Annotated in this window: 11 protein-coding genes and 2 tRNA genes; 3 read left to right on the forward strand and 10 right to left on the reverse strand. The window is 43.0% G+C overall.

Annotated elements, in window-relative coordinates:
* Positions 1–224: 224 nt before the first annotated feature.
* Positions 225–1,142 (reverse strand): helix-turn-helix domain-containing protein, encoded by a 918-nt coding sequence (locus B5G04_RS15285; protein WP_087398035.1) that lies wholly within the window; start codon positions 1,140–1,142, stop codon positions 225–227.
* A gap of 298 nt (positions 1,143–1,440) precedes the next feature.
* Here B5G04_RS15285 and proS point away from each other — a divergent pair, with 298 nt between their 5' ends.
* The gene (proS, locus tag B5G04_RS15295) at positions 1,441–2,931 is read left to right on the forward strand and encodes a proline--tRNA ligase (RefSeq protein ID WP_087212719.1); all 1,491 of its coding nucleotides are present in this window, start codon (positions 1,441–1,443) and stop codon (positions 2,929–2,931) included.
* Positions 2,932–3,223: 292 nt separating this feature from the next.
* Here the strand turns inward: proS and B5G04_RS15300 are convergent, their stop codons facing one another.
* The 7 genes from B5G04_RS15300 to B5G04_RS19965 form a co-directional block, all read right to left on the reverse strand.
* On the reverse strand, positions 3,224–3,586 hold the full coding sequence (locus B5G04_RS15300) for a hypothetical protein (protein WP_022039147.1): 363 nt from the start codon (positions 3,584–3,586) through the stop codon (positions 3,224–3,226).
* 469 nt (positions 3,587–4,055) lie between these two features.
* Positions 4,056–5,600 (reverse strand): carbon-nitrogen hydrolase family protein, encoded by a 1,545-nt coding sequence (locus B5G04_RS15305; protein WP_022039148.1) that lies wholly within the window; start codon positions 5,598–5,600, stop codon positions 4,056–4,058.
* 81 nt (positions 5,601–5,681) lie between these two features.
* Positions 5,682–7,133: an ATP-binding cassette domain-containing protein gene (locus B5G04_RS15310; protein WP_087247372.1), complete on the reverse strand. Its 1,452-nt coding sequence runs from the start codon at positions 7,131–7,133 to the stop codon at positions 5,682–5,684.
* Positions 7,134–7,321: 188 nt separating this feature from the next.
* Entirely contained in the window at positions 7,322–9,298 is a 1,977-nt protein-coding gene (pulA, locus tag B5G04_RS15315) for a type I pullulanase (protein WP_087247370.1), read from the reverse strand.
* A gap of 78 nt (positions 9,299–9,376) precedes the next feature.
* On the reverse strand, positions 9,377–9,946 hold the full coding sequence (gene ruvC / locus B5G04_RS15320; RefSeq protein WP_022039151.1) for a crossover junction endodeoxyribonuclease RuvC: 570 nt from the start codon (positions 9,944–9,946) through the stop codon (positions 9,377–9,379).
* Positions 9,943–10,248, reverse strand: coding sequence for a DUF4286 family protein (locus B5G04_RS15325; protein ID WP_022039152.1), 306 nt, complete (start codon positions 10,246–10,248; stop codon positions 9,943–9,945). Before B5G04_RS15325 ends, ruvC begins: the two co-directional genes overlap by 4 nt.
* A gap of 76 nt (positions 10,249–10,324) precedes the next feature.
* Positions 10,325–10,693, reverse strand: a complete 369-nt coding sequence (locus B5G04_RS19965; RefSeq protein ID WP_158100115.1) for a hypothetical protein — start codon at positions 10,691–10,693, stop codon at positions 10,325–10,327.
* Between the two features lie 362 nt (positions 10,694–11,055).
* On the opposite strand from B5G04_RS19965, the gene B5G04_RS15330 reads away from it, so the two are divergent.
* Complete coding sequence (locus B5G04_RS15330) at positions 11,056–12,477, forward strand: undecaprenyl-phosphate glucose phosphotransferase (protein WP_087247368.1); 1,422 nt, start codon at positions 11,056–11,058, stop codon at positions 12,475–12,477.
* Positions 12,478–12,750: 273 nt separating this feature from the next.
* Here B5G04_RS15330 and B5G04_RS15335 read toward each other — a convergent pair.
* Positions 12,751–12,837, reverse strand: a tRNA-Ser gene (locus tag B5G04_RS15335).
* A 14-nt stretch (positions 12,838–12,851) separates the two neighbouring features.
* Positions 12,852–12,927: transfer RNA gene (locus tag B5G04_RS15340), tRNA-Glu, on the reverse strand.
* 469 nt (positions 12,928–13,396) lie between these two features.
* Here B5G04_RS15340 and B5G04_RS19970 point away from each other — a divergent pair.
* Positions 13,397–13,597 carry a hypothetical protein gene (locus B5G04_RS19970; RefSeq protein WP_158100116.1) on the forward strand — a complete coding sequence of 67 codons (201 nt, stop codon included), beginning with the start codon at positions 13,397–13,399 and terminating at the stop codon, positions 13,595–13,597.
* The last annotated feature ends 33 nt before the right edge of the window (positions 13,598–13,630 follow it).

A 13,630-nucleotide genomic window follows, 5' to 3' on the forward strand; every position in this document is an offset into this window, starting at 1 on the left:
CGTGTGTGCTTTGGGCGATTTTTTGGTCCTTTCCGCTCCTGTTCTTCGTCAGATAGCCCGCTATCTTCCTCATCACAGAAGCGGAAATCCCTCAAAAACTCATCCCAAATCATCGCACGATAAATTCAAAACAGCTTCTTAATTTCCTCTACCTTCTTCATGTTCGGCAACAATGGACCAGCGGACTGGAATTATGAATAAACGGATGTGGAATATCGCAGTCTTTAGGCTGTTGGATAAAATGTTTGTGTTTTCCGGTATTCATTAGGAGAGTGTCCTGTATGCTTTTTGAAAACCCGGTTAAAATGCTGTGAATATTGAAACCCTAGTTCGTAGGCTATTTGAGTAATGGTTTTGTCCGAACCTAAAAGCAGATCCTTGGCGGTGTCAATGATTTTATTCTGGATGTATTCTTGTGGCGTTTTGCCTGTTTCTTTTTTTATGAGGTCTCCAAAATAATTGGGCGATAGGAATACTCTCTCTGCAAAGTATCTCACTGTGGGAATACCTTCTACTTGGGTCTTTCCGTTGTGGAAATAGTCATCCAGCAACGATTCAAAACGTGTCAGGACATCCTTGTTGACTTCTTTCCGGGTTTCGAACTGTCGGTTGTAGAAACGCATACAATAATCCAATAGTAGTTGTATATTTCTGGTTATCAGCCTTTTGCTTAGTTTGTCTATCGGGTGCATCAATTCTGCTTTTATGTTTGTCAGGCAGTCAAGGATGGTGTTTTGTTCTTCATCCGAGAGGTGTAATGCTTCGTACGAACTATATGCAAAGAATGAATATGATTTGATTTCTTGTCCGAGTGACGTACCTTTTATCAGATCAGGGTGGAACAAGAGGCCTTTAGCCTTGGGCTTTACTCCTTTCTGAAGTTCTGTTTCTGCAACTTGTCCAGGTGCGAAACTGACAATGGTTCCGTCTTGATAATCGTAAGTCTGCTTGCCATAGCGGATATCTCCACATCGGGTATCTTTTAGAAACAAGGCATATATTCCATAATTGATGGTGAAATGAGTAGGAAAGTATGTTGCTTCGTCCAGGTCGATGACATTTACCAGCGGATGGAGCGATTCTAACCCGAATAGTTTATTGTACGTTTCTACCGAATCCAATTTGATAAAATCTTCTTTCATATGCATGTTATATTTTATGTAGCAAAAATACATATTTTGTGGAAAAATGCTATGCTTGATGGAATAGAATCTGTAATTAAGGTACAAATCTCCGTAATTTTTCTCCATAAGAATCAGGCTCTTGCTGCAGATTTTGCTGTGATTGTGTGTGTAAAGCATCGGAAATATCTGAAGTTTTTGGTATTATGGCTTCCGGATATGAGAAAAAAACAGCCCGTTACGCGATATTGAGTGCTTTTTTTACTAATTTTGCAATTCGAACGAAATCTTGGAGAATAATCAAACAAAAGACATATCTATGGCAAAAGAACTGAAAGAACTGACCAAAAGAAGCGAGAATTATTCGCAATGGTACAACGATTTGGTAGTAAAAGCAGACCTGGCAGAGCAGTCGCCCGTGCGTGGCTGTATGGTAATCAAACCTTATGGGTACGCCATCTGGGAAAAAATGCAGCACCAGCTGGATACAATGTTTAAGGAAACGGGACATGTGAATGCTTACTTCCCGTTACTTATTCCAAAATCATACTTGAGCCGTGAGGCAGAACATGTGGAAGGGTTTGCTAAAGAATGTGCGGTGGTCACTCATTATCGCCTGAAGAATGCCGAGGATGGTTCGGGTGTCATTGTCGACCCGGCAGCTAAACTGGAAGAAGAACTGATAATCCGTCCTACTTCGGAAACCATTATTTGGAGTACCTACAAAAACTGGATTAATTCGTATCGCGACTTGCCTATCCTTTGCAATCAGTGGGCAAATGTAGTGCGTTGGGAAATGCGCACACGTCTTTTCCTGCGTACAGCCGAGTTTCTGTGGCAAGAAGGACATACGGCGCATGCTACCCGTGAGGAAGCCGAAGCCGAAGCACAGAAGATGTTGCACGTGTATGGTGATTTTGCTGAAAAATACATGGCAGTGCCGGTCATTAAAGGAGTGAAGAGTGCCAACGAACGTTTTGCCGGAGCATTGGATACTTATACCATTGAAGGACTGATGCAGGACGGTAAGGCTTTGCAGTGTGGTACATCCCATTTCCTGGGACAAAATTTTGCTAAGGCATTCAATGTGCAATTCGTCGATAAGAACAATAAGCTTGATTACGTATGGGCTACTTCATGGGGAGTGTCTACCCGTTTGATGGGGGCACTTATCATGACTCATTCGGATGATAATGGTTTGGTTCTTCCTCCACATCTGGCGCCGATTCAGGTGGTCATTGTTCCTATTTACAAGAACGATGAGCAGCTGAAACAGATTGATGCGAAAGTGGAAGGTATTGTCACGAAACTCCGTAATATGGGGGTTACCGTGAAATATGATAATGCCGATAATAAGCGTCCGGGATTTAAGTTTGCCGATTACGAGCTGAAGGGTGTTCCCGTACGTTTGGCAATGGGTGGCAGAGACCTTGAAAACAATACCATTGAACTGATGCGCCGCGATACGTTGGAAAAGGAGACCCGCTCATGCGATGGTATTGAGGAATACGTAAAGAATCTGTTGGAAGAAATTCAGGAGAATATCTACCAGAAAGCCTTGAAATACCGCAATGAACACATTGTGAAAGTGGATACTTACGAACAGTTCAAGGAACAGATCGAAAAGGGCGGATTCATCCTTGCACACTGGGATGGTACGACTGAAACTGAAGAACGTATCAAGGAAGAGACGAAAGCAACCATCCGTTGCATCCCGTTCGAAGCAGACGAGGAAAGTCTGACACCGGGCGTCGATATGGTAACAGGTAAACCTTCGGTACGCCGCGTATTGTTTGCACGTGCTTATTGATTATTTTTCTTCCTGAGGATTGGAGTTTTGCTTTGCAGGATTCCAATCCTGATTGGAAACAGGGAAAGGAGTATTAGAAGTTGGCTGATAGTGAGAACATGTTTTTGTCTTGTATCAGGTTAGAGATATTGTATAAAAAACAGTGCCGGCAGAGTTAATGTTTTTATCTCTAGCTGACACTGTTTTTATTTTCATGGAGCTGGTTGCTGCAATGCTAACCTGATCCAATGTTGCTTGCGAATCAGATAAAATTGATTATTGATTCGCCTTATGGTTAAATTATTTGAACGAATTATTTGTCGATGTTGATGCCTTTATTACGCAAAGTTAACGCCATCAGACGAACGTAATCGGCATACTGCTTGTCATTTAATGTCTTTTTCATCAACTTCAAATTTCCATAAACCGCATTACGGACTTTCTGGTCAGTATCTTTAGACGATCTGTTCGCTAACTTCATTTGTTCCTGAAAGTAATCGCAGATATCTGCAACTTCTTCATTCTGTGCTGAAGTTAATTTCAAATACTTATTCAGTTTAGCCTTGTTAATAGATCCATCCCATTTGGCAACAGCAGTTGAATCATTCACACCGTTAGCAAATACTGATGCAGAAAACGCTAAAGCAGCTACTAATGTTAATCCAAACTTTTTCATAATACCTAAATTTTAAATGTTACCTAAAAACTTGTTACCTTAAAACAATTACGTTATCTTTTTAAATCTAGTTTAGCTCGAGCTTTATCTTTTTACCACTGCAAAGATAAGAATATGTTGAATAACATAAAAACAATATTGGAGAAAATCACAAATAAAGGTGTCATTTATTGATGTAAATCAATATCAATATAGCAAAATGTATGTTTTTGAAATGGAATTGTAATATTCTAAATGTGTTATCTGAAAAAGAAGCAACCTTTTGTAAGATTAATGTTGCCATAAACAATAGTTCGTTAAAATGATAAGTTTTCTTTAGATGAATGTCTGCCATTCAGCCAATGCATCATCTACGAAAACGAAGATATACTTCATAAGCCATTCCAGTTAACTGCTACAGCCTGAAATGTCAAATAAGTATATCTTCATTTAAAGCACATTATTAAAAACATTCGTTTCCTTTAGTTTTTTATTCTTGTGCACTCTTTTTCATTCGCAGTTCGTAGAGGTCGCTGCGACGGTCGCGTAGGTTGCGTACACTTCCGTAGGTATGAAGCTCGTTCAGCAGGTCAAGGTCGACATCCGATACCAGAATCATCTCGGTATTCGGAGTAGCCTCGGCACGTTTGCCATCGGTCGGAAAAGCGAAGTCGCATGGCGTGAATACACCCGACTGGGCATATTGGATATCCATGTTATGCACGCGGGGCAGATTACCGACACTTCCAGCTATCACCACGAAACATTCATTCTCGATGGCACGCGCCTGGGCACAGACACGTACACGTGAATATCCGTTCTGTGTATCGGTGAGGAAAGGCACGAAAAGGATTTGCATCCCTTGGTCTGCCATCAGTCGGGAGAGTTCGGGGAATTCGACGTCGTAGCAAATCAGTACGCCGATTTTTGCACAGTCGGTATCGAAGGTACGTACCATACGTCCACCACTCAAGCCCCAGCTCTTTACCTCATCGGGGGTGACATGGACTTTTTCATACATTTCGTAAGTTCCGTCACGGCGGCAGAGGAATCCTACGTTGTACAGGCTTCCGTCATCTTTTACGTAAGGCATGCTTCCGGTGATGATGTTGATGTTGTAGCTGATGGCAAGCTCAACGAAGCGGTCACGTACTTCTTCGGTGTATTGCGCCAGGGCGCGGATGGATTGTGCCTCACCCATATCGTTAAATTTAGCCATCAACGGAGCATTGAAATATTCGGGGAAAAGTACAAAATCGCTCTTATAGCCCGAAACGGCATCCACGAAAAACTCTACCTGTTCGAATACATCATCAAGAGTCTTGTATGAACGCATCTGCCATTGCACCAGGCCTACGCGCACGGTAGTTTTTTTGTCTACATACGAGTCGGTAGGTGGTTGATAGTAAATGTTGTCCCATTGAAGGAGTGTGGCGCAATGACGCGATTCCTCGTCGTTGGGCAAGTAGTTGCGCATCACACGGCGCACGTGGAAGTCGTTCGATAACTGGAAGGTGAGTACAGGGTCATAAATCTCGCGCAGGCGTACTTTTTCGATGTACTCTTTCGGGCGCATCGTGTCGGCATACTTGTGATAGTTTGGAATGCGTCCGCCAAACATAATTGCTTTCAGATTCAACTTTTCGCACAGTTCTTTTCGGTAGTCATACATGCGTCGTGCCAGGCGAAGACCTCTGTATTCGGGGTGGATAAACACTTCGATGCCATAGAGGATGTTCCCTTTCGGGTTATGGGTATTGAAAGTTTCATTGCCAGTTACTTTGGCATAGGTATGGTCGCCTTTCACCATGTCATAGTCAACGATAATGGAGAGCGCACAGCCTACAATCTTGTCGTCTGCCACGGTCACGATTTGCCCTTCCGGAAAAATGGCAATCAACTTCTTTATCTGAGCGCGTGTCCAAAATACGTCCCGGTCGGCGTACACGCGTGTGAATGATTGTGCCAACTGGTCATAATCTTCCATCCGCAAGTTGCGGATTTCTACTTTGTTGATTTTATGTGTCTGTTCCATAATGGTTATAATTATCAATGTGGCAAAGTGGGTTGGTATACAACATTACTCGTATATTTCCACCTTGTCGTTAGTATATCTTTATCTGTTTCTTGTCAAATAAAGCCGGTGGGTGATACATGCCGGAAGTTCTTCCTGGTAGTGTGTCACCATAATTAAAGTTTTGCCTTGGCGTTGGCAAAACGCCTCGATGATGTCTTTCACCATCCGGCGGTTGAACAAGTCGAGTCCGTGAAGTGGTTCGTCTAATATCAATAACTCGGGATCTTTCACAAAAGCGCGTGCCAGTAATACGAGGCGTTGTTCACCACTGGAAAGTTGTAAGAAACTGCGGTCTTTCAAGGCGAGGATACCGAAGATGTCCATCCACCATTCACACATGGCACGGTCGGCGTCACTCCGCTTTTTGTATAGCCCGATGGAGTCGTGCAGGCCGCTTGCCACGATGTCGACAGCTGGTAGGTTTTTCAAATAGGCGCGGTGCATTTCAGGGCTGACGTACCCGATATGCCGTTTGATTTCCCAAATACTTTCTCCGCTTCCGCGCTTCCGTCCGAAGAGGGAGATGTCACATGCATAGCTTTGCGGATTATCGGCACATACCAGACTGAGTAGGGTAGACTTGCCTGATCCGTTGTCGCCGCTTAAGGCCCACCGTTCGCCGCAGCGCACAGACCAGTCGAGGTCTTTCAGTATAGTGCGGTTTCCGTAACGGATGCTCACCTTGTTCAGGTCAACGATGTGGTCACTGTGATATAAACCTTCGGCATATGGCAGATTCAGGATGCGTGCGCGTTTTTCCTCAGACAATACACAAGCTGGGATTTCAGGATGCGAAGCCAAGTATTCAGAAAGTGTGATTTTCTTTCCGCATACTCTGTTGGACACAGGCACTACGTGGGTGATAAACGCAGGGATATCATCCGACTTCGAAAGCACAAGAATGACTTGTAGGTGGGTTACCTCGGTGAGGCGTTTCAACAAGACATGCAGCAAGTCGCGCGTCTTGGCATCCAAGCCAATGAACGGATTGTCCATAATCAGCACCCTAGGATGACTCAGCAAGGTCTTGGTGAGCTGGAACTTACGGAGTTCGCCACTTGAAAGAAGGATAATATGTTTGTCGAGCATCGCCTTGATGCCGAACAAGTCAAACAAGTTTTGTTTTAACGTTTCATCCTTACACTCGGGGAGCAAGTCGCGTACAACAGGCGTGTCGTCCAGGTCGTGTGCATTCCAGCGTTGTTGGTAATAATATGTAGCATCGGAGTCACCATACGAGTCGCGGAAGGTGATATACTTGATGTTATCGGACACCATTTTCGATGCAGAAGGCGAGAAGTCATATTTCACTTCGTTCATTAGCAAGGGATAACGTCCGGTTAGGGTGTCAACCAGCAGGCTCTTTCCTCCACCGTTGGGTCCGACGATGGCGATGTGTTCACCTTCGTTGAATTGCAGGTTCACTGGTTCTTTCATCCGGTATGCCGGATGGCGGGTTATGCCGTTTTCGATGGTAATGATATGTTGCATTGTTTTTTATATTATAATTGAACACAAAGACGCAAATACGCAGAGTTGTTATTGTTAAAGCAAAGTTTCCTGTTTTTAGAGAAGCAGAGCATGTGGAGAGATAATTCTCGGCAAATCTCTGTGGGTTTGGTTTTTCCTAAAAAGGAGTTCTTCGCGATTTTGTGTCTTAATGTTCTTGTTTCCATAAATCATTGGTGTATTATCGTAGCTGAGCGAGGAGCTACTTGGAGTTGGTTCCCCGTTATTGTGCCAAGTCCCAGTACCAAATCAACTTTTCCATTCTGGCATACCACCCAGTACTTCCCTTCTGGAATATTCACTTTTACGGCTTCTGTGCGTGCATTGAGCACTACTATTGTGTTGAGCCAAGCATCTCCACATGGGTTCCCTTTCAGGCGGAAAGCTACAACGCTAGAAGCAGGCACGGGGATAAATTCTAAATGTTCTCTTATTAAAGCAGCATCTCCCATGCGGAAGGCTGGATGCCCCTTGCGCATGGCTATCAACCCTCGGTAATAATCGAATACGTCACGATGCAATGTCTTGTCATTCCAGCGGATGGCATTTACTTCATCTGGCAGGTTATACGGGTTAGGTTTCCCTTGTCTTGTGCGCAAGAATTCATCTCCCGCGAATAAGAACGGCACTCCTTGCGAGGTAAGGAGGGCAGTAGCCGCCAGTTTTTGCAGCGAACCTAGTTCCTGCACTGAAGCTCCTGGAAGTGTTGCCTTCAAACGGTCGGTGAGGCACAAGTCATCATGGCAACTGACATAGCTGATGAATTGCAGTGGAGAACCCGTACATGAGTCATTGGGAGTCAAGGGATATGTGCCTCCCGATATGCCGAAACGTACGCCTTGTTCGTGGTTTGGTCTGCCAATCAGGAAAGCTCCTTTCTTGTCATTTCCGAATGGCCCGCGCAAACTATCGCGGAATTCGTCGCGGAAGACTGCTATTCCGGGCATTTTGTTCACGTTCTCTTTCATGGCAAGCAGGTCGGGCGAAAGACTTGGAACTGATGCCGCCCATCCCTCGCCGCAGATGAAGATGGCAGGGTCAATACGGTCAAGTGCATGACGTACGGTACGCATTGTCTCTGCATCGTGTAAGCCCATCAAGTCGAAACGAAATCCGTCGATGTGGTACTCTTTTGCCCAATAACAGACCGATTCCACAATAAAGCGGCGCATCATCGCTCGTTCGCTGGCAGTTTCGTTTCCGCATCCCGATCCATTAGCAAAATTTCCTTTCGCATCCTTGCGATAGAAATATCCTGGGACAGTACGTTCAAACACACTTCCTTGAACAGTAAACGTATGATTATATACTACGTCCATAATTACACGGATACCCGCATTGTGTAAAGCCTGTATCATCTGTTTAAACTCGCGGATACGCACTTGGGGATTATAAGGGTCTGTAGCATACGAGCCTTCAGGCACGTTGTAATTCTTCGGGTCATATCCCCAGTTGTATTGGGTACGTTCGGGATGGCTTTCGTCGATGGAAGCAAAGTCAAACACAGGCATCAGCTGTACATGCGTTACCCCTAGCTCTTTCAGATGTGCAAGTCCTGTATGTTCTCCCATCCATGTATGTGTAGTATCTTCTGTCAAGGCAAGGTATTTACCCCGGTATTTCATGCCTCCTGTGCTATCCGTGGTAAAATCGCGTAAGTGCATTTCGTAAATGATGGCATCTTGCAAGCTTTTTGCCGTCGGACGGCGATCGTTCTCCCAATCGGTGGGGTCGGTTTCTTTCATATCGATAATGGCTGCCCGGTTTCCGTTTACGCCCACTGCCTTTGCCCATAGTCCTGGTGTGTCACCTTGCCACACATCGTTTATCCGCACATTAAAAGTATAGAAACAGCCTTTTAAATCGCCCTCTACCGATGTTCTCCACATACCGTCTTCGGCCGGCTCCATGTCAACCATTCGTTTTGCAGACCCTCCTTGTCCGGTTTCATACACTAGCACTTTTACTTGTTGGGCGGTAGGTGCCCACAAGGCGAAACTGGTATGCAAAGGGGTATATGTCATTTCTTCCCACTTCCCTTCGTATACCGGATACTCATCGTAGGAAGCATACAAAACAGAATGTGGCTGGCAAGCGAAAATCATTGTAGTTAACATTCCCATCAACAATATTGTTTTTATATTCATTGTCTGTATATTTATTACTCATCACAGATGGTGCAAATATTAAAACTTCTATGTGCTGCTGTGGTGAACAAGCTTACATCATTTCACGATCTTCTCCGGATGTTTCCGAAGATAGTCTTTCCATCCCGAATAGGCATCGGGAAGTGCCGGACGCCCCATCTGTAAGTAATGGCAATAGGCGGCGCCCAGTGCATCGGTGGCATCCATAAAGGGACCCATTTCTGAGTCGGGGATGTGGAGCATCCGTTTCAGCATATTTGCTACCTGCTCTTTGCTGGCCTGTCCGTTTCCCGTTATCGCCATCTTGATTTTCAAAGGTGCATATTCGGTTACGGGGATATCACGGCACAAAGCTGCCACTATCGCTACTCCTTGCGCACGTCCCAGCTTCAGCATAGACTGGACGTTTTTTCCGAAGAATGGGGCTTCGATGGCAAGTTCATCGGGCAGGTACGAAGCGATGATGCCCTGCACGCGCTGGTAGATATGTTTCAGTTTCAGATAAGGGTCACCGCATTTGCGAAGGTCGATGACTCCCAGTGTTATCACTTCAGGCTTAATGCCGGTCACTTTCAAGACACCATAGCCCATAATGTTCGTGCCCGGATCGATGCCCAGAATAATCTTTTCCCTTACAGGCTGTATCACGCGATGACCTCCATCAAGGTAGGAAAACCTATCACCTTGTCTTTAAACGTTCTTTTTAGTTCCTCATTCAGGTGTGCTCCCACCTGCGTGTGCCAGCGGTGCAGTGCGGCACTGTCTTCCACTTCCCATTGCAAAGAGAAGCACTCGCTGTCCTGCTCCTTATGGCTCAGGATGCGCAAGATGCGCGGGTTGCTCAACTCTCCCGATTTTTCTGCCTCGGGAATATAACATTCGTGAAGCCAGATGACGAAATTGCGTGCGTCAGCCATCTCCACGTGAAAGGTCGTATTGTAAATCAACATAATTTTTGAGCTTTAAATTACCCTGCAAATTTAGATATAAATCTCGATTTATAGGCTAGAGTAATAAGAAAAAAAGTCAAGCCTTCATGGTTCTTTCATTTAAAGTCGTGTAAAAGGTCTTGTTTTGGCATAAGTGAAGATATGGCTTATTTTCTTTGATTTTCAAAGTTTTTCGGTAATGTGACTGATGAAGCCATGTCCGAAAGGATTCTTCATTCATTGGCGGTTCTATCATGAACAGATTAGTTTTAGCACCGATATTGTCGCATCTACAGTAAGAAGCTGTTTTGAATTTCTCCAAAAAGTTTTTCTTGGCTTGATGTATCTGTTTTCGTGTGTGCTTTGGGCGATTTTTTGGTTCTTTTCGCTCCTGTTCTTCGTCAGATAGCCCGCTATCTTCCTCATCACAGAAGCGAAAATGCCTCAAAAACTCATCCCAAATCATCGCACGATAAATTCAAAACAGCTTCTAAAGTGGCTCTGGAGGGACTGATATGCATCGGAAAAAGCAAGCATAAAAAAAGGGAATCTTCCCAGATTCCCAATCTTCATTAACCTTAAATCTAATACCATGAAAAACACGATGCAAAGATATATATATTATGTTATTCAACATACATATATAAGAAAAATCGTGTGTTATTTAACATATATTTAAATATCAATGAGATTTTGAGGGGGTAAAATTTGCTTTTCTTTAAAATTTCTACAATCTTTGCACAATAAACAAACAGACAGGCAAAAGACGAAGAAACTATTTTAAAGGAATTGATTACTAAATAAAGTCTAACTAAAACCTTATTTTATATGGAGAGTAATAGCAATCGCATCCTAAGATACAACAGTATCATCCAGGCTTTTGTGATAATGGGGGACTTATGCCTATGTAATGGATTGTTTTATGCTTTTTATTATTGGGGCAACATGATGGACAAGCCTGTTTCGTTTAATTCCAGTTTACCCCAGATTCTTATAGTAATATCGCTTTGCTATTTATTATGCACAATGCGTGGAGGGGTTATATTACATAGACAAAAGGTACATTCGTATCAAATTGTTGCACGTGTATTTCGTAATGTATTCTATTTTACCATTGTAAGTGGTTTTTTATTAACGGTAGGTATGCATTTTAATGTCATATCATTATTTTATGCAGCTTATCTGTCTGCCTTATTCCTTATTATAAGTATATACAGGCTTATGTTCCGCACATGCCTGAAAATTTACCGGAACAACAAAAAAAACATACACTATGTAGTTTTGGTGGGAAGTACTCCAAACAATATCGAGTTATACCATGAATTGACCGATGACCCGGCAAGTGGTTATGGGGTTGTGGGATATTTTGATGATGAACCAAATCCTAACATGGATAATGAACATTGCACTTATCTAGGCAAGCCGGAAGAAGTGGAACACTATCTTTCTGCTCATCCTTATATTCATTATCTTTTCTGTTGTCTTCCATCGCGAAAAGCAGATGTCATTTTGCCCATTATCAATTATTGCGAGAATAATGTGGTACATTTTTACAGCGTTCCTAATCTTCGCAACTATCTACATAACCGGGTATATTTCAATATGATGGGTAATGTGCCTTACCTCAGTTTGCGCCCAGACCCTTTAAGCCGTCCGGAAAACAAGTTCTTGAAACGTGCTTTCGATATTGCATTTTCACTCTTGTTCTTATGTACTTTCTTTCCTATCATTTTTATCATTGTGGCTATCGTTACCAAATTAACCATGCCTGGTCCGATATTTTTCCGCCAGAAACGTAATGGACTGAACGATAAGGAATTTTATTGCATCAAGTTCCGCTCTATGAAGGTCAACAAAGATGCTGATACCGTACAAGCTACTAAAAATGATCCGCGTAAAACAAGATGGGGGGATATTATGCGTAAAACCAATATAGACGAATTGCCTCAATTTATCAACGTATTACTAGGTGACATGAGTATAGTCGGACCACGTCCCCATATGCTGAAACATACACAAGAATATTCTAAATTGATTAATAAATATATGGTACGTCATTTTGTTAAGCCAGGCATAACAGGCTGGAGCCAAGTGACGGGATATCGGGGGGAAACCAAAGAATTAAAAGATATGGAAGGACGTATCTTAGGTGATATCTGGTATATTGAGCACTGGAGTTTCGGGTTGGATTTATATATCATCTACCGCACAGTCCGTAATGCCATTCATGGTGAAAAAAATGCTTATTGATAAAATCAAGATACGGTACTATCAGGGCCGACGCATTTGATTTCTGCAAAACACTGCCCTTGGGATATACGTTTTGGGGTATCCAAAGGCGGTCTTTGGAGGACGTGTAATGCTGCTGTAGATGATAATCTGTATAATTTAGATGCGTTTGCCCTGAATGTATTATGTATAATACAAGATACAATGTTGTTTTCTGTGGACTTTTAGTTGTAAAAAAAGTCCCACAAATCATTGATTTATGGGACCTTATTCACTTCTGTCCAGTAGTTATAGCGGAAGCTGGGGGATTCGAACCCCCGGTACGGTAACCCGTACGGCAGTTTAGCAAACTGCTGGTTTCAGCCACTCACCCAAACTTCCAATATAATTTAGGTTGGTAGCGCATACGGGAATCGAACCCGTGTTTCAGCCGTGAGAGGGCCGCGTCCTAGGCCACTAGACGAAAGCGCCATCTGAACTTTTGTAGCAATTGCCGGACCGGTTTGTCCTTTCATTGCTACTGAAAAGAATGACATTCTTCTTAACAAGCCTTTAATAGGTTTTGATTAAATTGAAAATCTTTCTTTTTCTTTTCCGGCTGCAAAGGTATGGCTTTTCTTTGAATTGGACAAGTTTTTAAAACTATTTTTTTTCAATCTATGGTTTTCTATTTTATGGGTTTCTATTTTATGGGTTTTCTATTTTATGAATGTCCTTATTTTCTATTTTCATACTATGCGCGGTATGGATTTGTGCGTTTTGCTGATGTCGTTGCAGGACACATTCACATGCTGACACTCTCAAACGAACATAAGTGATAGGACTGACTTGCTTATGTGAAACGCATAACTTACTTATGTGAAACGGCTAACTCACTTATGTTCATTAAAAGGCATGCTTGAAATCAGTTTTTTAGAAGCTGTTTTGAATTTATCGTGCGATGATTTGGGATGAGTTTTTGAGGCATTTTCGCTTCTGTGATGAGGAAGATAGCGGGCTATCTGACGAAGAACAGGAGCGGAAAGGACCAAAAAATCGCCCAAAGCACACACGAAAACGGATACATCAAGCCAAGAAAAACTTTTTGGAGAAATTCAAAACAGCTTCTTATTTTCTTGTTTCACAATTTGTAAAGTCATAATCTTTCCGTATATTTGTTTCATTGTTTTTTATT

Origin of the sequence: Bacteroides sp. An51A (assembly GCF_002161565.1) — a bacterium.
Taxonomy (GTDB): domain Bacteria; phylum Bacteroidota; class Bacteroidia; order Bacteroidales; family Bacteroidaceae; genus Phocaeicola; species Phocaeicola intestinalis.